This is a genomic window from Lacinutrix cladophorae, assembly GCF_053604645.1.
Map to the genome: position 1 here is coordinate 790140 of NZ_JBSHNR010000121.1, position 20789 is coordinate 810928.

The 20789-nt window shown below is 31.1% G+C and carries 13 protein-coding genes; 9 read left to right on the plus strand and 4 right to left on the minus strand.

Translation table 11 applies throughout. From position 1 onward, the window contains the following. Window positions 1–3 precede the first annotated feature (3 nt). Genes xdhC through ACVC3Y_RS16520 form a run of 3 tightly spaced genes read left to right on the plus strand, consistent with a single transcriptional unit; the run spans window position 4 to window position 2299 of the window. The gene (gene xdhC, locus ACVC3Y_RS16510) at window positions 4–771 is read left to right on the plus strand and encodes a xanthine dehydrogenase accessory protein XdhC (protein ID WP_452227494.1); all 768 of its coding nucleotides are present in this window, start codon (window positions 4–6) and stop codon (window positions 769–771) included. Window positions 772–812: 41 nt separating this feature from the next. Beyond that, a complete protein-coding gene (locus tag ACVC3Y_RS16515; RefSeq protein ID WP_452227495.1) occupies window positions 813–1820 on the plus strand; it encodes a hypothetical protein in 1008 nt (335 codons plus the stop codon). Further along, complete coding sequence (locus tag ACVC3Y_RS16520; protein WP_452227496.1) at window positions 1817–2299, plus strand: nucleoside-triphosphatase; 483 nt, start codon at window positions 1817–1819, stop codon at window positions 2297–2299. The genes ACVC3Y_RS16515 and ACVC3Y_RS16520 overlap by 4 nt, the downstream gene beginning before the upstream one ends. 43 nt (window positions 2300–2342) lie before the next feature. Here the strand turns inward: ACVC3Y_RS16520 and ACVC3Y_RS16525 are convergent, their stop codons facing one another. The 4 genes from ACVC3Y_RS16525 to ACVC3Y_RS16540 form a co-directional block, all read right to left on the minus strand. Continuing rightward, on the minus strand, window positions 2343–2717 hold the full coding sequence (locus tag ACVC3Y_RS16525; protein ID WP_303420495.1) for a hypothetical protein: 375 nt from the start codon (window positions 2715–2717) through the stop codon (window positions 2343–2345). Window positions 2718–2840: 123 nt separating this feature from the next. Continuing rightward, the gene (locus ACVC3Y_RS16530; protein WP_452227497.1) at window positions 2841–5165 is read right to left on the minus strand and encodes a xanthine dehydrogenase molybdopterin binding subunit; all 2325 of its coding nucleotides are present in this window, start codon (window positions 5163–5165) and stop codon (window positions 2841–2843) included. Further along, on the minus strand, window positions 5158–6567 hold the full coding sequence (locus tag ACVC3Y_RS16535) for an FAD binding domain-containing protein (protein ID WP_452227498.1): 1410 nt from the start codon (window positions 6565–6567) through the stop codon (window positions 5158–5160). Before ACVC3Y_RS16535 ends, ACVC3Y_RS16530 begins: the two co-directional genes overlap by 8 nt. Window positions 6568–6741: 174 nt before the next feature. Continuing rightward, entirely contained in the window at window positions 6742–7212 is a 471-nt protein-coding gene (locus ACVC3Y_RS16540; protein ID WP_452227499.1) for a nucleoside deaminase, read from the minus strand. A 235-nt stretch (window positions 7213–7447) separates the two neighbouring features. Here ACVC3Y_RS16540 and ACVC3Y_RS16545 point away from each other — a divergent pair, with 235 nt between their 5' ends. The 6 genes from ACVC3Y_RS16545 (at window position 7448) to ACVC3Y_RS16570 (ending at window position 20614) form a co-directional block, all read left to right on the plus strand. Then, window positions 7448–12088 carry a PAS domain S-box protein gene (locus tag ACVC3Y_RS16545; RefSeq protein WP_452227500.1) on the plus strand — a complete coding sequence of 1547 codons (4641 nt, stop codon included), beginning with the start codon at window positions 7448–7450 and terminating at the stop codon, window positions 12086–12088. A gap of 90 nt (window positions 12089–12178) precedes the next feature. After that, window positions 12179–12547 (plus strand): response regulator, encoded by a 369-nt coding sequence (locus tag ACVC3Y_RS16550; protein WP_303420485.1) that lies wholly within the window; start codon window positions 12179–12181, stop codon window positions 12545–12547. A gap of 7 nt (window positions 12548–12554) precedes the next feature. After that, window positions 12555–17957: a PAS domain S-box protein gene (locus ACVC3Y_RS16555; RefSeq protein WP_452227501.1), complete on the plus strand. Its 5403-nt coding sequence runs from the start codon at window positions 12555–12557 to the stop codon at window positions 17955–17957. Between the two features lie 606 nt (window positions 17958–18563). Further along, window positions 18564–18986 (plus strand): DUF7793 family protein, encoded by a 423-nt coding sequence (locus ACVC3Y_RS16560; protein ID WP_303420481.1) that lies wholly within the window; start codon window positions 18564–18566, stop codon window positions 18984–18986. Between the two features lies 1 nt (window position 18987). Beyond that, window positions 18988–19401: a DUF7793 family protein gene (locus ACVC3Y_RS16565; protein WP_303420479.1), complete on the plus strand. Its 414-nt coding sequence runs from the start codon at window positions 18988–18990 to the stop codon at window positions 19399–19401. Beyond that, window positions 19388–20614, plus strand: coding sequence for a PAS domain S-box protein (locus tag ACVC3Y_RS16570; RefSeq protein ID WP_452227502.1), 1227 nt, complete (start codon window positions 19388–19390; stop codon window positions 20612–20614). Before ACVC3Y_RS16565 ends, ACVC3Y_RS16570 begins: the two co-directional genes overlap by 14 nt. Window positions 20615–20789 lie beyond the last annotated feature (175 nt).

The following is a 20789-nucleotide window of genomic DNA, read 5'->3' on the forward strand; positions in this document are numbered from 1 at the left end:
TGTATGCAAAACTGGATTACTCTTTTAGCCGAATTTAAACAAAAGCAAATTCCCGTTGCACTAGTAACTATAACCAAATGCTTAGGGTCTACGCCTTGTATAGTTGGTTCCAGGATGCTAGTTACCAATAACAAAAAAATTCATGGTACTATTGGTGGTGGAAAGTTAGAATTTAAAGCTATAGACGAAGCAATAGTTGCTTTAAAAGAAAATAGAATCATTGCATCCACCTACACTTTAGGGCCCGAATTTGAACAATGTTGTGGCGGAAAAGTAGAATTTATTATAGAACCTATGCATCAATCTCCAGAATTATTTTTATTTGGCGCAGGACATATTGGAATGGAAATTTGCAAGCTTTTAATAGATACACCTTTTAAAGTACATCTTATAGATTCTCGTGACAATTGGTTTGCTAATTTAGATTTAGAGGAAAGTATAACTACACATCAAACCACGGAAACCGATTTTAAAACTTTTAAAGAAGCTGTAAAGTGGGGAAAAAACAGCTATGTTTTGGTGCTTACACACAATCATGCGATTGATTTTGATATTATTGCAATGGCATTGCAAAATGAAACCAAATTTTTAGGTTTAATAGGTAGTAAAACCAAAAAAGTACGCTTTAATAATATGCTTATTAAAGAAATGGATATACCAGAAGGAATGAAAAATGTAGTGTGTCCAATAGGTTTAGATATAGGTGGAGATACACCAAAAGAAATTGCAATAAGCGTTGTTGCGCAACTATTACAAGTACATTATAAATAATTGTTTGCGTTATTCTGTTTTTAGCTAAGTTTCTCATTTATATGAAAAATAACAAATCCATTCTAGATAAATTAACAGCACTTTGGGCTTTAAACGAGTCTGGATTAGGTGGGTTTTTGCATGTTTTTAATTCGCCATTTACGGGTTTAATTGTAGGAGGAATAGCTATTTTATTGATAAGTTTACTAGCGTTTTATGCCGAAAATAAATGGCAAGCCATTTTAAAAGCTCTAGTAATTGTTTTAATTATAAAAATGGCAGTGAGTCCGTATTCGCCATTTACAGCATACATTTCTGTAAGTTTTCAAGCTGTTTTTGGAGCCTTTTTATTTTCTAATTTTTCCTGGAAAGGGGTAACTTTAGTTGTTTTAGGAATGGTAACCTTCTTGCAATCTGCACTTCAAAAATTATTAAAACTCACCATTATTTATGGTACAGATTTTTGGGAAGCCATTAATATCTATGGTATTTGGATTCAGGAAAAAATCAATTTTATAACAGAAACAACAACAACCTCATTGCTAATTAGTATCTATCTTTTGGTGTATGGTGTTGGCGGATTGTTAGCTGGATTGTTTATTAAAAGTATGATTGGTATTATTTCCGCTAAAAAAGAAATGCCATTTTATTTAGCATCTACAGGTTTTACTTCCGAAGAAAAAAAATCGAAAAGAAGGATAAAGGCGAAAGTTATTTGGATTTGGAGCATCACTATTGTTATTATTGTATTTGCATTTACATCATTTGGAGGTGCTTTATTTGGATGGCAAAAAGCAATATATATTATTGCTAGAAGTTTCTTGTTTTTAATGCTTTGGTATTTGGTTTTAGGGCCTTTTGTTTTAAAATTAATTCGGAAATATCTTACCAAAAAAGAATCTAAATATCAAGAAGATATTACTAATGCAATGGATTTGTTTCCGTATTTCCGACAAATAATTTCCATAACATGGAAAGAGACAAGTCATCTTAAAGGTTATACGCGATTCCAGTATTTTATTGCCAATAGTATTTCTAATTGTATTCATTTTAAAATTGCTTCGGAATGATATTTATTCTAACAGGTGAAATTAGAACCGGAAAAACAACAGCGTTGCTAGATTGGATAAGTAATAGAAGCGATGTGGATGGATTGTTGTGTCCAGATGGTGAAGATGGAAAGCGCTATTTTTTTAAAATTAAAGCTAACGAAACGTTTAAATTGGAAGCGGAAGCAGAAGTGGAAACGGAAAATGTAATTAAAATTGGTAGTTATATTTTTTTAAAAAGTGCTTTTGTAAAAGCAAATGATTATTTGATTTCTGTTGCTTCAAAAACAAAATGTAAATATGTAATTATAGATGAATTAGGAAAACTAGAATTAAAAAACGAAGGCTTGCATCGTTCTTCGGAAGCCTTAATTTCTTCATTCAAAAACAATACAACACAACATCTAATTCTTGTAATTCGTGATTATTTATTAGAGGATATTTTGAGACATTATAATATTTCTGAATATTCGCTTTGGAAAACGGAGGACTTAAAATAATGGTAAGATTTTGTCATCCCTCAGTTAATGCATCATGCATTTCTTAACTAAAAAGCGTCTCACTCAACGCATAATAAATTGCCATAATTGCAGAGAAAATAGCACTTCCTAAGAATCGCCATTTTAGTTTAAATCGGTTTTGAATAATATAATTTGCAATAAATGAAATAGGAATATTCACTAAAAATGACCAAAAGGCAATTACAACTAAGTTAAAGCCAATCGCTTCAAATTGTCCTGAAAATAATTTGATAAATAACAAATGTCTAGCAATCCATAAGGGATTAAAATAGGCTATAGCTAAAACCGTTTTGGTTAACGTGGCTTTAATTCCTTTTAAAAATTGCGTCTTTTTTACAATCCAATCAAAATAATTCGGGATTTCAAAAGCGTAAAATGTGGCGCCAATAAACATCATTCCCAATAGTCGAAACCAAGAAAATTCACCTAATAAAAGTGCAGCAATAGAATCGCCAGCACTATAAATTAGAGCGCCTTTAAGGATGTTTTGTTTTTTGTAGTGCAGTGCGATAAGGCTTTGTTATTTTTGGTATAGACCAGTTAAAACCTTTTCGGGTGTCATTGGTGCATGAAACTTTACATCATAATTAGGGTTAAACGCTTTAATGGCATTTTGAAGTGCAAAATAAGCGCCAATACCATACATTAAAGGAGGCTCGCCAACAGCTTTCGATTTTAAAATAGCCATATCATTTCCTTCCGTTTCTACAGGGATTACTTCCACTGTTTTAGGTACAGAAAAAATATCTGGAACTTTATAGGTGGATAATGCATTAGATAGTAATCTCCCTTCTTTATTATAGGCAATTTCTTCTAGTGTCATCCATCCAATACCTTGAATTAAAGCGCCTTCTACTTGCCCTAGGTCAATGCCTTCACTCATACTTTTCCCGTAATCGTGTACAATCTTTACACTATCAAATTCATAAGTGCCACGCGTACAATCTATGGTTGTTGTGGTGATTGCTGTTCCGTAAACATGATAAGCAAAAGGATGTCCTTTTTCTTTGGTTTTATCAAAGTGAATTTCTGGTGTTGCATAGTGCGCATTTTCGGTTAAAGCAACACGTTGTAACATGGCTTTACTGATGAGTTGTGTCCAAGTTAAATTAGACTTTTCACCATCAACATAAACTGTTTCCTCTTTTAAAGTGATGCTTTTATCTGAAGTATGTAATGCTTCTGAAGCTACCGTTTTTAAACGTTCTAAAAGGGAATTACAAGCCATTAACGTTGCTTTTCCGTTTAAATCTGCTGTTGAACTTGCAGCAGAAGGAGAAGTGTTTGCAACTCTGGTTGTATTGGTTGTTTCTATCTTTATTTTATCAATAGGAATGGAAAAAATAGCAGCAGCAATTTGCATCATTTTGGTGTTTACACCTTGACCCATTTCTACAGCAGCTGTGCTAATACCAATACTTCCATCTAAATAAATATGCACCAATGCACGTGCATGATTCATAGGTGTATTGGTAAACGAAATACCAAAGGTAATTGGCATAAAGGAAATCCCTTTTTTGAAAGCCGTATTGTTTTTATTGAAATCTGCAACCTCTTGTTCTAAAACATCAATATTGAATATGTTTTTAGCAGTATGCCATGTGTTTTTAGCTTCTACTTTTTTAGCAATTTGTCCATAGGAAAAAGTGTCGTTTTCATTAAGCAAATTGGCTTCCTGAATTTCTCTTGGCTTCACACCAATTTCATTTGCTGCTTTTGCAATAGCAGACTCAATAACAAACATACCTTGTGGTCCTCCAAAACCACGAAACGCTGTATTTGGTGGTAAATTGGTTTTACAACTTAATACTTTAGTGGTTACGTTTGGCACGTAATAACTATTGGTTGCGTGAAATAAGGTGCGCTCAGCAATGGCAGGAGATAAATCTGCAGCAGCTCCAGAATTTTGTAAAAACTCGGTTTGGTACGCTAGGATTTTTAAGTCTTTTGAAAGTCCGATTTTATAGGTGCTTTCATATGGATGACGTTTTCCAGTCATACGTAAATCGTCATGGCGATTAAGGATTAATTTTACCGACTGATTTAAATGATACGTTGCCAAAGCAGCCATAACTGCCCAAGGTGTTGCTTGGTCTTCTTTACCACCAAAACCACCACCAAGGCGCGTAACATCGACTTCTATTTTATGCATTGCTACACCTAAAACTTGTGCTACTGTTTTTTGTACAGCTGTTGGTCCTTGTGTAGAGGAAGTGATTTTAATATTTCCATTTTCTAAAGGCTCTGCATAAGCACCTTGCGCTTCAATATATAAATGTTCTTGTCCGTTGGAAAAGGTTTCGCCTTCAAAAATATAATCACAATTTTTAAATGCTTTTTCGGTATCTCCTAAACTAAAAGATCGTGGTGCGTTTATAAAACTACCTTTCGCTTTTGCTTCTTTTGCAGTTGTGATTACTGGTAAATCTTCAATATTTATTTCGATTAAATCTCTTGCTTTTCGTGCAATAAACTCAGATTCAGCAACAATTAATGCGATTGGCATACCCCAAAAATGCACTTCATCTTCAGCAAACAAAGGTTCGTCTGCAATAATACCACCAATTTCATTTTTTCCAGGAACATCTTTGTAGGTGAAAATACGTTCTACACCTTGTAAAGCTTCCGCTTTTGTATAATCGATACTTTTTATTTTTCCGTGTGCTTTTGGTGCATCAAAAACCACAGCGTGAAATGTGCCTTGTCTAATATTTACATCGTCAACATACAGGGATTCTCCGCGTACATGTGTATAAGAATCTAAGTTTTTAATACTTTTTTTTAGCGCAATAGAAACCGCATCTAGTTTGGTGTCTAGTTCAATATTTGTTTTGTTTTTATGCATGCTGAAGAAAGTCTTTTAAAGTGAATTGCTTCGGGAATAAGGTTGTAAAATGTGCGAAAAATAATTGTCTAGCTAGCAAGCGTTTATAATCGTTTGTGCCACGAACATCGCTAATTGGGCTAATTTCCTTTTGAAGGATGTTGTTCGCTTCAATTATAGCTTCTGTAGTTAATGGTTTCCCTATTAAAAAGGCGGAGGTTTCGTGCAAATATTTTGGAATTGCAGCAACACCACCAATAGAAATATGCGCTTCAGAAATGGTTTTATTTTCTATTGAAAGGTGTATAGCAGTATTTACACTAGCAATATCTAAATGGGTTCTTTTACACACTTTTTCGAAGTTGAAAAAGGAATGTTTTGATGGCAATTTGAAGCGGATATTTTTTAATAATTCTCCTTCTTTTAAATCGAATGTTTTATACCCTTGATAAAAGTTTTTAAGTGCAATTGTTCTTTCTTTTTCTTCTGAATTTAATATCGTAATATCACTATTAAGCGCCAAAAAGAATATAGTCATGTCTCCAATTGGAGAAGCGTTTACTAAGTTTCCGCCTAAGGAAGCCATATTTCTAATTTGTTCAGAAGAAACAAGTTTTAGATGCTTTTTTAAGTTTGGGAAAAAGCTGTTAATTTCTGGGTGATTCCATAGGTCTGAAACGGTTGCATTAGTTCCAATGGTGCAAACACCATTTACAATAGTAATTCCTTTTAAATAATCTTTTTCCGCTATTAAATGCACTTCATTATCTGCTAAATGATCGGCTTGTTGCACGTATAAATCGGTTCCGCCAGAAATATATTTTCCTTTAGGTTGGTTTAAATCTTTAGCTTCCATGTCTTTTAAACGATTTGGAATAGTTTCAAAATAGGCAGGAATAAAATCATTTTTAATTAACCAATCAAAAGAATTGTTTTCTTGAGTTTTTAGTTTGTCAACGACTTGCTGTGTTGCTTTTTCAATAGACTTATATCCTGTGCATCTACAAATATTTCCGCTTACAGCGTCTATCGCATTTTTATAATTTTTTTCAGAATTTGACAATGCAAAACCAGTAAGTGAAACTACAAAGCCAGGAGTGCAAAAGCCGCATTGTGTCGCGTAATTAGCTTTCATAGCTTCTTGAGCTGTGGTTAATTTGTCTTGTAGATTAGTACCTTCAACGGTAACTATGTGTTTGCCATGTGCATTTCCTAAAGGAGAAATGCAGGAGGTTATACTTTGGTATTCTATCGTGTTATTCGTTCGTGTGCCAACTAAAAGGGTACATGCACCACAATCGCCTTCGCGACAGCCAATTTTGGTTCCAGTAAGGCGTTTTTCATAGCGAACAAAATCCAATAAAGTCATTCCAGAATGTTCTGAAGTACTTATGGTTTTGTTGTTTAGGATGAAGGTAATCATGTTTGTTAATTTCTAAAGTTGTTCGTTATAGGTAAATTAAAAACCTATAAATAATATCACTTCGAGTGAAATTCCTTTTTTTGGAGTTTAGAATCGAGAGGCTTTTTTGTACATGAAAAGTTCGCGATCCATTACACGCATACTCGAAATACTCGAAATGACAATTTTATTAAATTAGTATTCCGTTTTATCTACTTTCTTTGTCCATTCTTGAAAAGGCTCTAAAGCAATCTTGCGCGCTAATTGCTCAAAAGGAATGCTTCTTTCCGCATACGGTAATGGTATTTCTTTGTAAATAAATTCGTCATCAAAACCAATATTTGCAGCGTCTACTTGATTGCTTCCGTAGTAAACCTTATCAGGTCTTGCCCAATAAATGGCGCCTAAACACATTGGGCACGGTTCGCAAGAGGTGTAAATTTCGCAACCATCTAATTGAAAAGAATCTAAGTTTTTACAAGCATCTCTAATGGCTGTAACTTCTGCATGTGCAGTGGGGTCATTAGTAGAGGTTACTTTATTATTTCCTCTACCTATAATTTTTCCGTCTTTTACTATCACGCAACCAAATGGGCCACCTTCGTTGTTGTTCATTCCTTTTAAGGCAGCGTTTACAGCTTCCTTCATGAATTTATCTTTATTCATTTTGTATCTCAATATTTTTATATAATTCTAATAAGCTAATATACAATTTTAAATAGTGAGTTTAATAGGGTAGTTTATTTACTAGATACTATTCCTTTCGTCTAAATAATAAGATATTATTAGTTTTTTTAAACTAAAAAAAATACCTTAATGGCATTGTTTTATATGCTGTTTTAATGTCGTTTAGTAAATAAAAAGAAGTGTAAAAGAGTATAAAGTGAGATACATTTAATTTATGAATAATTCTAGTTCCAATTTATTTGAAGAATTAAGTACTAAATATGGGTTTTCTAATACTTATGTAGAGTCTATTAATGAAGGATTGATTATTTTCAATACTAGCGGGGAAATACTAATTGCTAATAAGGCAATTTGTACTATTACAGGTTATAAAAAGGAATCGCTTATTGGATTAAAATCTTCCTTTCCATTTTGGCCATCAAAGGAGTTAGAGAAGTATAAAACATGCATTAAAAAAAATAAAACAGGAGATTTTAAGTCTGTCTATATGCGTAAAAATGGAGAGCATTTTCCTGTTACAATTTTTTTTGCAAGTATAAAAGATGATAGGGGTCAAGAGATAGCTCAAATAGTAATTATTCAAGATCATTCTGAACTTGAAAATGATATTTCTCCTGAAAAATATAATGAGGAGATTTTTACTGTATTAAATTATAGAAGTAAATACTTAAAACTTCTATCTGAACAGCGTATTGTTTCTACATTTGAAAATTCTATAAATAATATATCTGACGGCTTTATTTCTTTAGATAAAAACTTATGCTATACGTTTGTAAACAAAAAAGCTGGAGAGATTTTAGGAAGAATACCTAGTGATTTAATTGGAAAATATATTTGGGAGGAGTTTCCAGAAAGCGAAAATCTTCCATTTTACCTAGCTTATAATAAGGCGATGAAAACCCAAGAAACTCAGGTTTTTCAGGATTATTATGAGCCTTTAGATATGTGGTTTGAAAGTAGAATTTATCCTTCTTCAAATGGTTTAACTATTTATTTTACCGATATAACGGAAAAGAAAAAGGTGGATGCTAAAAACCAACTACTGCTTTCATTAACAGAAACTAGTGATGATTTTATTGGTTTGGCTACTTTAGGTGGAAAACCAATTTATTTAAATGCTAAAGGTAGAAATTTGGTTGGTTTAGGTATAGATGAAAATATGCCAGATTCCATTTCTGATTTTTTCCCAAAATACTATCATAAAACAATAGAGAAAGAACATTTAACAAGTATTTTTAAAACAAGTAAATGGAAAGGGGAAACAGAGTTTAAAAATTTTTCGACAGGAGCATTAATTCCTATAGAAATGTCTGGTTTTTTAATTCGAGATAAGGAAACAACAGAGCCAATTGCACTTGGTATTGTAGCTAAAGATAAAACAGATAAAAAAAAGACAGAACAAAAATTAATAAATAGCGAATTGTTGTTTAGAGGTTTAACTTCTAATGCCCCAGTGGGGATTTTTAAAACCGAAAAAGATGGCTCTTGTAATTTTGTTAACGAACAATGGATAGAGTATTCTGGAATCCCTTTTAAAGAAGCTATGGGTTTTGGTTGGTCTAATGCAATACATCCTAAAGATAAAAATAGAGTGCTTAAAGCATGGGAAGCATTTGTTTTTACAGAAAAAAAATACGATATAGATTTAAGGTTTTTTAATAAAAAGAAAAATAAAACAACTTGGCTTCGAGTAAAGTCTGAAAAATTATACGATGCTAATCATGTTTTGTATGGTTATATAGGTATATGTATAGATATTACAGATCGAAAAAAAGCAGAAAAACAATTAATAGAAAGCGAACAACTATTTAAAAAGTTAAGCTCTGAGGCACCAGCAGGAATTTTTCAAACAGATATTAATGGTTCTTGTAACTATGTAAACGATAGATGGTCTAAGTATGCAGGACTATCTTTTGATGAAGCTATGGGTTTTGGTTGGGCAGCAACCATTCATCCAGAGGATAAAGATCGAATAATGAAAGAGTGGCAAGCATATGTTTTGTCTAAAAATATAGAGTTAGAAACCCAATTTAGATTTCTTCATAAAAATAAAAAAAATACCTGGGTGGCAGTGAAAACGGTAGGAACTTTCGATGCTAACAATAATTTAAATGGCTATATAGGTATGGCTATTGATGTCACCGATAAAAAAAATACCGAAGAAAAATTAATAAATAGCGAATTACTTTTTAGGCGCTTATCTTCTAATGCTCCAGTTGCAATTTTTCAAACAGATAAAGAAGGTGTTTGTAATTTTGTAAATGAGGAATGGGTGAAGTATTCTGGGCTCACTTTTGAGGAATCCTTAGGTTTTCGCTGGTCAAGTGCTATTCATATAGAAGATAGAGATAGAGTGTTAAATGAATGGAAGCAAGCAGTTGCTAGTCAGACTGAATTAATTTCAGACTTTAGGCTTTTAGATAAAAAAGGAAAAACAAAATGGGTTACAGCGAAATCTGTTGGATTATTTGATGTTAATAATGAATTGTATGGTTATATAGGCACGCTTATCGATGTTACAGAAAGAAAAGAAGCTGAGGAAAAATTAATTAGAAGCGAAATGATGTTTAGAGGTTTAACTTCTAATGCGCCAGTTGCTATTGTTAGAACAACAAAAGATGGAGAATGCAGTTTTGTTAATGAAGAATTCATGAAATATACTGGGTTGTCTTTTGAAGAGTCTATGGGGCTTGACTGGATTAAAGCTCTGCATTCTAAAGATAAAGATAGAGTATTAAAAGAATGGGTAGAGGCTGTTAATGATAATAAAGATTTTATTTCAGAATTCCGATTTGTAAACAAAAAAGGCAAGGTTACCTGGGTTTCTGTTAAGGTTATCGGGTTGTTTGATGAAAAGAATAAACTGAACGGTTACGCAGGGACATGTATAGATGTCACAGAGCGTAAGAGTTCAGAAGAAAAAATTAAAGAAAGTCAACAATATTTTGAAAATATCATTAATAATATTGGGGATCCAGTTTTTGTAAAAGATGACCAAAGTAAAATAATATTGGTTAATGACGCACTGTGTGCTATGTTTAATAAAACAAGAGCAGATATTATAGGTCAAATATCTGCTATTAATGTATCTATAGATAAAAAGGAGAAATTTTTAAGTAAAGATAAAGAAGTGCTTTTAACGGGTGTAGAAAATGTTACAGAGGAGACCCTTAACTTAAATAAAAATGATTTACGGACAATTTCTACTAAAAAAACTAGATTTATTGATAGCAATAAGAATAAGTTTATAATTGGTGTGATAAGAGATCTCACTAAAGAAAAGAAAGCAGAAGAAGAAAAAAGAAAAGCACATCAACGACTTGCTACTCATTTAAATAATTCACCATTAGCAATAATTGAATGGGATAAAGATTTTATCGTTACCAATTGGTCTATACAAGCACAAAACATTTTTGGTTGGAAAGAACATGAAGCCCTTGGTAAGCATTTTAAAGATTTGGACTTGGTGTATCATGAAGATCTTGAGCCAATTACAAGTATTGCAAATTCATTGATGAATGCAGAAGTGAAAACGAATAGAAGTATTAATCGTAATAATACCAAAGCAAAAGAAATGATTTATTGCGAATGGTATAGTTCGGTTTTATTATCTGAAGATGGACAAGTAGAAACTGTTTTTTCATTAGTGCAAGATGTAACAGAGCGTATTCAGTACGATGAAAAAATAAAAGAAAGTGAAGAGAAGTTTTCTAAAGTATTTCAAGCAAATGTTATTGGTTTCTCTATTGTAAATAATAAAGATGTTAGGATTGAGGTTAATGAAACCATGGCTAAAATATTTGAAACGACAAGAGAAAACTTAATAGGTAAAACATTCGAAGAAGCTAAAGTAACTGTTTTAGATTCGGCGTATTATGAGCAAAAACAAAAAATAAAAGACAAATTTAAAAAAGACGGTTATTTAAATAACGAAAACATTAGTAGAACTTTAGTAAGTGGAAATAAAATAAATCTTTTAGTTTCTGTAGAGGCTATTGAAATAGCAGGAGAACCTCATGCTCTAATTGCAGTAGTAGATGTTACCGAAAAGAAAAAAGTGGAGTTAGAGTTAGAAAAACACAGAAATAACCTCGAGGCGTTAGTGAAAGTAAGAACCTCGGAACTGGAGAATGAAAAAATAAAAGCTCAGTCTGCAGATTTAATGAAATCCGCTTTCTTAGCGACCATGTCACATGAGTTAAGAACACCTATGAATTCCATTATAGGTTTTACAGGTATATTATTAAAAGAACTAGCAGGACCTTTAAATGAGGAGCAAAAAAAGCAACTATCTATGGTTAAAAATAGTGGTTCGCATTTATTAGGATTAATTAATGATGTGCTAGATATTTCTAAAATAGAAGCAGGTAAATTAAAAGTGTCTTTTTATGCCTTTAATTATTTAACAACCTTAGAAAAAACAATAGATTTTTTAATGCCACAAGCAACCAATAAAGGGCTTGAAATTAGAACGCAAATTTCTAATCTAGATATTATAATAGAAAGTGACGAAAGGCGGGTGGAACAAATATTACTAAACCTATTGTCTAATGCGATTAAATTCTCTTCACAAGGAATAATTAATATTAAAGTAAATATTAAGGATAAAATATTAATTACTCAAGTAATAGACCAAGGAATAGGAGTTGGTGAAAAAGACATAGGTAAATTATTTGAACCCTTTATTCAGCTAGAAAGTGGGCTTAGTAGAAAACATGAAGGTACGGGTTTAGGGCTTGCTATTTGTAAAAGTTTAATAGAAAAACTAGGCGGTACCATTCAAGTAATAAGTGAATTAGGTAAAGGGAGTAATTTTACATTTAAACTACCGTTAGAGTATCCCAACAAAATATAATACTAAATAAAAATATGTTAGAATTTATTGATGCTAATTTAATATATTTATTAATTAACTTAGAAAAACTAAATTGTATATACTTAAAAGATGAAACCTGTTATTCTAATAATTGAAGATAACCCACAAAACATGTATATGTTGTCGTACTTGTTAGAGAATAGTAATTATAAGGTGCTTAAGGCTTATAACGGTATAGATGGCTTAGACTTGGCTCATGAAAATCACCCTGAAATTATACTAATTGATATACAACTTCCAGACATGGATGGTTATGAGATTTGTAGCAAATTAAGAAATAACGGTCTGCCAAAAAATACCGTTATTATTGCGGTAACCTCCTACGCTATGGGAGGAGATAAAGAAAAAGCAATAGAAGCTGGTGCTAATGGTTATATAGAAAAACCTGTAAACCCCGACACTTTTGTAAAACAAATGGAAACTATATATAAAGCATAATAAAGCCATGAAAACAATATTAATAGTAGATGATACTTATGAAAATCTTTATCTATTAAGAGTTATACTTGAAGAAGCTAATTATATCGTTATAGAAGCAAAAGACGGTAAAGAAGGATTAGTGAAATTAGAAGAAAATAACATAGATTTAATTGTTTCAGATATTTTGATGCCTATCATGGATGGTTATATGTTTTGCCAAGCCTGTAAACAAGATAAAAAATTTAAAAACATTCCTTTTGTTTTCTATACATCCACATATACCGAAAAATTAGATGAAGATTTAGCACTCAAACTTGGAGCAGTTCATTTTTTAAGAAAACCAACAGATCAAAACAAAATAGTTTCTGTAATTGAAGAGGTTTTTTCTCAAGACACACCTGTTCAAAAAGAAAATAAAAAAATAAAATTTACAGAAGAAGAAGTTTTAAAGCTATATAGTAAGCGCTTAATTAGTAAGTTAGAACATAAAAATTTAGATCTTGAGAAAGAAGTTGTAGTAAGAGAGAGAGCAGAACAATTATTAGTGCATAAAAATGAAATACTAGATTTAATTGTAATTAATACGCCATTAAATAAAGTTTTTGAACGCTTGCTTTTAAATTACGAATCTATCCATCCAGACTATTATGGATCCATTAGTTTATTGCAAGAAGACGGCATACATCTTACCTTAGAGTGTGCGCCATCTCTCCCTAAAGAATATAATTTAGCAATTCAGAAAGTTACTATAGGGAATAATGTAGGGTCTTGCGGTACATCAGCATTTTTAAAAAAAGCAGTAATAGTTTCCGATATAACAACTAGTAAGTTATGGAAAGACTATAGGGGTATTGCCACTAAATTTAATTTAAAATCCTGTTGGTCCATCCCTATTTTATCTGAAGATAATGTGGTTTTAGGTACTTTTGCAATTTATAGTAAATCGGTAAATACACCCTCTTTAGAAGAAATAAGAGAGCTTAGTTTTTCTGCAAACTTGGTTAAGGTTGCTATAGAAAAGTTTATTAGAGTTAAAGAAATAAAAGAGAAAGACGAATCATACAAAGCATTAGTAGATCAAGCTAGTGATGCAATTATTAGTTATACTTTTGATGGTACTATATATGCATTTAATAAAGCAACCTATTCGATATTAGGGTATACTTTAAAAGAATTTTCAAAATTTAAACTCCAAGATTTCCTTATCGGTAGTATTGTGCAAAAGCCCGAGATTCAAAAAAGAATTATTGAAGGTGAATCTGTAGTTTTTGAAAGACAATTAATTTGCAAAAATGGAAACATTCTAGATGTTGAAATCTCAGCAAAAAAACAAAAAGACGATAAAATATTATCTATTGCTCGTAACATCACAGAACGAAAAAAAGCCGAACAAAAACTTTTAGAAAGCGAATATAGTTTGAGGCAATCTCAAATAGTAGCAAATATTGGATCTTATATAGTAGATTTAAATGAAATGACTTGGGAAGGTTCTACTGTTTTAGATAGCATTTTTGGTATCGATAAATCCTTTCTAAAAACAATTAAAAACTGGGTTAGCCTTATTCATCCAGACGAAAGAGAAGATATGCTTCACTATTTCGAAAACGGCATTGTTAATAGAATAAAATATGATAGGGAGTATAGAATTATAAATCAAAAGACAAAAAAAGTACTTTGGATTCATGGCATTGGAGAACTCCTTTTTGATGAAGACTCAAAGCCAATAAAATTAATTGGTACCATGCAAGACGTAACCAGTCGTAAGCATGCAGAAATTAAAATTCGAGAAAGTGAAAAATCCTTATTAGTAGCTCAAAAAATAGCAAAGATAGGGAGTTTTGATTTAGACTTAGTCAATAAAATAGCAAGTTCATCTTCTGTTTTTAACGAAATAATAGGTGTAGAAGTTAATAAAAAAATAAGTTTTTCTCGTTGGCAATCTATAGTACATCCAGAAGATCGATTACTTGTAAAGCAAAACATGCTAGAAAGCCAAAAAAATACTCAAAAATTTGATTTAGAGTATAGAATTATAACCTTTGATGAAAAAGAATTAAAATGGGTTCATGCTTTAGGTGTAATAATCTATAAAGATAAAGTGCCAACTAATTTTGTGGGTACTATTCAGGATATTACAGATCGGAAAAAAGCAGAAATAGATTTAAAAATAGCAAATGACTTTTCATCAAACCTTCTGCAGTCCATGCATGAAGGTTTAGTTGCTATAAATTTAAACTCTGAAATTATTAGTGTAAATCCAGCATTTTGTGAAATGACTGGTTTTTCAGAGTCTGAATTACTTGGTGTTAAACGCCCTTTTCCATATTCTCCACCAGAGCTAAAAAAGAAAAATGATGCAAATTATAAACTCTTATTAGCCGGTAAAAATAAAAGTAATTACGAAAATACGTACATGCGTAAAAATGGAGAGCGTTTTCTAGTAGACGTCCAAATTTCAAGCGTATACGGAGAAGATGGAGAGAAAATTGCAAATTTTTCTACAGTACAAGATATTACAGAACGAAGAAAAGCAGAGATCGATTTAAAGCTAGCAAAAGAGTTTAATGATAAGCTAATTACCTCTATGCAAGAAGGCTTGCTCATGCTAGATATGTTGGGTAAAATTGTTAAAGTAAACGAATCTTTTTGTTCGATTTTAGGTTATTCAGAAGAAGAACTTATAGGTCTGGAATTACCATATCCATTTGCAAAACCAGAAGACTTTGAAATAATGCAAGAAATTAAAGCATTGGTAACTAAAGACCAAGCGCCTTCTTTTCAATTAGAGTTTATTAGAAAAAATGGAGAAAAATTTCATGCCTCTTTTTTGGCAGGTACTATTAAAAACGATAGTAATGAGGTTATCGCAATATTTGCAACGGTTAAAGATGTGTCTGAAGAAGAAAAACTTAAAGATACATTAAAAGAAAGAGCGAAAAAATCCATTGAAAGGAAAAATGTAATTTTAGAATTAGCAAATTTTGTAGGATCCGATTATAAAGTTGCTTTAAAAGAACTTACAAAACTATCTGCTAAAACATTAAATGTTGGAAGAGTTAGTGTTTGGAAATTTAATAATAAGAAAAATGAAATACTATGTGATGGATTATTTGATTTAAAAAGTCAAACCTATGAAAGTGGAGTAGTACTTAAAAAAGAAGAGAACCCTGTTTATTTTGAATCAATAATTAAAAATAAAACAATAAGTATTAATGACACTTTTACTAATAATATTACAAAAGCCTTTAAAGAAAACTACCTGTTGCCGTTAGGAATTACTTCTATGTTAGATGTTGCTATTCAAGTTTCTAATGATTTGTATGGTGTTTTATGTTTTGAGCATATTGAATCTAAACGAGTATGGACTGGAGATGAAGAGGAGTTTGCAACTTCTCTGGCTAATTTAGTTTCCTTAATGGTAGAAAGCGCAGAACGAAAAGCAGCAGAAAATGAATTAAAATCGGAAAAAGAATTTTCAGATAAACTGGTTACCTCTTTGCGAGAAGGGTTGTCGGTAGTAGATTTAAACGGTGTGCATATAAAAGTGAACCCTGCTTTATGTGAAATGACGGGATTTTCAGAAGAAGAACTTTTAGGAATAAAGGCGCCTTTTCCTTATTGGCCACCAGAAGAGTTAGATTATATTTATAACAAATTTAACTCTCCCCTTAAAGGATTGGGTGTTGCTGCCAATTTTGTCTTCATGCGTAAAAATGGTGAAAGATTTCCATGTATTTTAAAACCTTCAGTTATTACTAATAATGATGGGGAAGTAATAGCATATTTTTCAACAATTACAGATATAACCTTAAGAGTAGAAGCTGAAAATGTTTTAAAACAAAATATTATACGTTCCGATCAAAGAAAAAATACCATAATTGAGCTAGCAAACCTTATTGGTGAAGATTTTAATGATTCCTTAAAAAAGATTGCAACAACAGCAGCAAAAACATTAGATGCAGCTTTAGTTACTATTTGGAAATATAAAAATAATAATACAGAATTATTAAGTAAAGTTTTTTATAATTATGTAGATGATATTTTAGAGCGGGAACAGTTGGAAATTAATAATAAAGAGTATCCAAACTATTTTAAAGCATTAGAAGAAAACACAAGTATAAATATTACAGATGTTCTTAATGATCCAATTACTAAAGAATTCGCTAAAGAGTTCTTAATTCCTAATAAAATTACTTCTAGAATCGATGTCATAATTTATGGAAGGAGTAATAATTATGGAGTAATAAGTTTTGAGTGTACTAGGCCAAAAAGAGTCTTTTCAGTAGAAGAAGAGAGTTTTGCAAATTCAATTGCTAGTATTGTGTCTTTAATGGTGGAAAGTAGTGAAAGGACTTTGGCAGAAAATAAAATAACATTAACCAACCAAAAACTTACAGAAGCAAACAAAGAGTTAAATACGTTAAGAGACCAATTAGAACAAGAAAATGTTTACTTAAGAAATGAGTTAGATTTAGTGTTTAACTATGAGGAAATGGTTTATGGAAGTGAGGTGTTTAGTAACGTACTAACCGAAGTTGAAAAAGTAGCACCAACCATAGCCACAGTATTATTGTTAGGCGAATCTGGAACAGGAAAAGAACTTTTAGCTAGAGCAATACACAATACTAGTTTGCGAAATAATAAACCATTAATAAAAGTAAATTGTTCTGCGATACCTAGAGAGTTAATTGAAAGTGAATTGTTTGGTCATAAAAAAGGCTCCTTTACTGGAGCAGTGAATGATAAAATAGGGAAATTTGAATTAGCAGATAAAGGGACTTTATTTTTAGATGAAATAGGCGAGCTGCCATTAGATATGCAACCAAAAATATTAAGATTCCTTCAAGAAGGAGAGATTGAAGTAGTTGGAAGTGTTTCAGGTTCAAAAAAGCTTGATGTTAGAGTTATAGCTGCTACAAATCGAGATCTTAAAAAAGAAATTGAGAAAAAGCAATTTAGAGAAGATTTGTATTTTAGACTTAATGTGTTTCCTGTACAAGTTCCTTCCTTAAGAAATAGAAAAGAAGATATCCCCTTATTGGTAGAGCATTTTGTAGATAAATTTAATAAAGCATATGGAAAAAGCATTAAATATATTACAGACGATGCTATGAGTCAATTAAAAGCTTATGATTGGCCAGGTAATATTAGAGAATTAGAAAACTTAATTGAAAGATCTTTAATCCTTTCAACAAAAGATACTTTAGTGATTCCTGGTTTTGAGTCTTCTACTCAAAAGGTAAAGTCAATTCATGATAAAGATTTAACTTTAAATTCTGTACAGCGCAATCATATCTTACAAGTGCTAGAGCAATGTAATTGGAAAATTAGTGGTAAAAACGGAGCGTCAGAAATCTTAGGTTTAAAAGCTAGTACATTACGAGATAGAATGACTAAATTAAATATATCCAAGAGTATAAGGAAGTAACGGTATACCGTCAATTGTTTCTTTTTGTAATACGAATTCGCTATACAGCTGTCTTTTGTAAATATAAAAATTTAAAACCTCTCATAAACTACGGTGATCAATAATAAATAATATACGAATTTTATTAATTACTTCAAACCCTTATTTTTAGATCGTGGAGCTACTCCCAAAGTATTAACTACTGTGTTTTTTTATTAGAAAATAGGTCCACCACATTAAGTGCAACAAATGCATTAACGTGTGCTAAATTTTTGGCAGATATTACTAGTAATACTATTTCTGAGGCAGGCGAATTAGAACCAAATGACTATATAGCAATTTGGAGATAAAACTAGTTGGTGTTTATTAGGTTCGTCTTTAACCTTTTTCCTTAAATATTAATATAAAGCATATAGCGAATTGTTTATGGATTGGTGTTTTAAATTGACGGAATACCGTCAATTCATGTATTTTGTTACTGCAAGTCACGGTATTTCGATTTTTTATTTTTTGGATAAAACTACTTGATGAAATGTAGTTGTTTGATTTTGAGGTTTTTGGAATTTGTTTTATATAAAAAGCATCTTTTGGCACTCCTATTGAAAACAAATATTCAAAGGGATTATTATGAAAAATGAAATATTTATTAATAACATTAAATTTTGGGTCGACCAAAACATCATCTATTGTAAATTATTTGAGGATTCCAATTTAAACTATTCAAGAGAAAACATTGAAAGTATGTTTTGTGAAGCTATCTCAATACTTTCAAATGGAACTTTTTTACCAGTGATATTTGATTTCGAAGAATTGAATAGTTCACATTCTTTAAGATTCTTTAAAATTATATCAAACAATTACAAGATTAAAAGTGCGGTGTTATCTAAAGTGTTTTTAATAAAAAACTATAGGCAAAAACTATTGCTTTCCTTTTATGTGTTGTTTAGTGATAGTAATGTGCCAAATTTAATTTTTAGGGATCTAGATTTAGCAATAGCGTATTGTAATGAAAATTATGCCACCTTTAATTCTTTAAGTTATGACCATTAAAATGGGAAATATAATTAGTATTGGGTTCTCAAAATTCTGGACTTTCAATGATGTTCTTCATATCCAATTTAGAAACAAAAAAAAGAATAATAAATTTCAAATAAATGAAGCAAAATTATTTGTAAAATCAATTGATGCATTATGTAATAATAAACCAATGCCATTTTTAATTGATGTAAGAGATTCTAATGGCACTTTTACTGCAGAAGCAGCAAATTTAATAGCCAATTCTCCAACCTTACTTAAGCTAAGAATTTCAGAAGCCTTTGTAATTAATACTATTAGTGCAAAAATTGGATTAGCTTCTTATAAAAGAACTCAAAAACCAATCAATCCTTATAGTGTATTTGGTGACATACAATCTGCTAAGGATTATTGTCTAGAAACAAAAAATAATTTTTATGGAAGCAATTAAATATAACATGCCGGATTCTATGGATGATAGCGTATGGGCAAACGTGATAGGGAGTTCTATGGTATCTATTACAGATGCTTTAGGTAGAATTGAATTTGCAAGCGATGCGTTTAGTGAAATTTTAGAATGCCAAAAATATAGACTTGTTGGGGAAACACATGAATTATTAAAATCGCCGCTTCATACAGGGGAATTTTATAAAAATTTATGGCGAACTATTAAAATGGGAAATAAATGGTCTGGGGTTTTAACAGATGTAAATAGCTCAGGGAGAGTATTCTGGTTAGATACAGAAATAATACCATTTAGAAAAAAAGGAGAAAAAAACTATAAATATTTATGCCTTTACAAAAATGTAACTAATTATTATAAAGAAAGAGAGGTGCTTAAAAAACAGGAGCTTGTTAACGAAAGTTTTTTGCAAGGAATCCCTTTAAATGTTTTTGTTGTTAGTAGGTATGGTAAAATTTTAAACACAAATAAAAGTTTTTGTAAAAAGGAGGCGCAGGAGTTAATAGGCACTTATGTGTACGACTATTTTAGTCCATCCAGTTTTCAGTCTTTTAAAAATAATATTGATAAAGTTTTTGTAGATAAAAAGAAGCATCAATTTGAATTACATGATTTGAATACGGATGGTGAAAAAATATTTTTTTCAGTAATAAGTTCTCCAAATTTTAATTCGGTGGGAGAAATTGTTTCTACAACGATCGCTTTAAACGAAGTTACAGAATTTAAAAATGTTAGCGATCAGCTTAAAAATAGTGAAGAAAAATTCAGAAAAATTTATCAATCGATCAATATAGGTGTAGTTGTCGTTGCTGATGAGAAAGGAAGTATTACCGAATGGAATAAAGGAGCAGAAGCAACTTTTGGTTATTCTGAAAAGGAAATAATAGGTAGTTCGTTAACGATGTTAATGTCTGAAAAGTATCGAAACAAAAACATTGCAGGATTGCTAAGAGGAGTGGATAAGATTAAAAATCAAAAAGAGGAGGCTACTGTGAAAATGTGTTGTTTGCGTAAAAATGGTGAGCAATTCCCAGTAGAGTTCACTTTAAGTTATTGTAAAGTAGGAGAGGTTGGTTTTTATTCGGCTATGATGCTAGATATATCACAACGTAAAGAATTAGAAAACAAACTAATAAAAAAAACAGAAGATCTTGAATTGTTATTGAAAACAACAGAGGAGGAATTAATAAAAAAAACATAACTAAGATATTTCATTTAGACTACTTTATATAATAAAAAAATGGAATTGATTTTATATTCGTAATTGTTTGGTGAATTGGTGTTTGGTTTTCTTTACACAATGCTAAAACTAAAGTCTTCTCTTGGTTTTTAACAATAATTTTTTTTACTTATAGTTTAACTTTTATGTGTTAAAA

Excerpts from the sequence above, each read along its gene's own strand:
- xdhC (WP_452227494.1), top strand. The coding sequence starts at position 4 with ATGCAAAACTGGATTACTCTTTTAGCCGAATTTAAACAAAAGCAAATT.
- ACVC3Y_RS16535 (WP_452227498.1), bottom strand. The coding sequence starts at position 6,567 with ATGATTACCTTCATCCTAAACAACAAAACCATAAGTACTTCAGAACAT.
- ACVC3Y_RS16530 (WP_452227497.1), bottom strand. The coding sequence starts at position 5,165 with ATGCATAAAAACAAAACAAATATTGAACTAGACACCAAACTAGATGCG.
- ACVC3Y_RS16520 (WP_452227496.1), top strand. The coding sequence starts at position 1,817 with ATGATATTTATTCTAACAGGTGAAATTAGAACCGGAAAAACAACAGCG.
- ACVC3Y_RS16545 (WP_452227500.1), top strand. The coding sequence starts at position 7,448 with ATGAATAATTCTAGTTCCAATTTATTTGAAGAATTAAGTACTAAATAT.
- ACVC3Y_RS16550 (WP_303420485.1), top strand. The coding sequence starts at position 12,179 with ATGAAACCTGTTATTCTAATAATTGAAGATAACCCACAAAACATGTAT.
- ACVC3Y_RS16540 (WP_452227499.1), bottom strand. The coding sequence starts at position 7,212 with ATGAATAAAGATAAATTCATGAAGGAAGCTGTAAACGCTGCCTTAAAA.
- ACVC3Y_RS16560 (WP_303420481.1), top strand. The coding sequence starts at position 18,564 with ATGAAAAATGAAATATTTATTAATAACATTAAATTTTGGGTCGACCAA.
- ACVC3Y_RS16515 (WP_452227495.1), top strand. The coding sequence starts at position 813 with ATGAAAAATAACAAATCCATTCTAGATAAATTAACAGCACTTTGGGCT.
- ACVC3Y_RS16570 (WP_452227502.1), top strand. The coding sequence starts at position 19,388 with ATGGAAGCAATTAAATATAACATGCCGGATTCTATGGATGATAGCGTA.
- ACVC3Y_RS16555 (WP_452227501.1), top strand. The coding sequence starts at position 12,555 with ATGAAAACAATATTAATAGTAGATGATACTTATGAAAATCTTTATCTA.
- ACVC3Y_RS16565 (WP_303420479.1), top strand. The coding sequence starts at position 18,988 with ATGGGAAATATAATTAGTATTGGGTTCTCAAAATTCTGGACTTTCAAT.
- ACVC3Y_RS16525 (WP_303420495.1), bottom strand. The coding sequence starts at position 2,717 with ATGATGTTTATTGGCGCCACATTTTACGCTTTTGAAATCCCGAATTAT.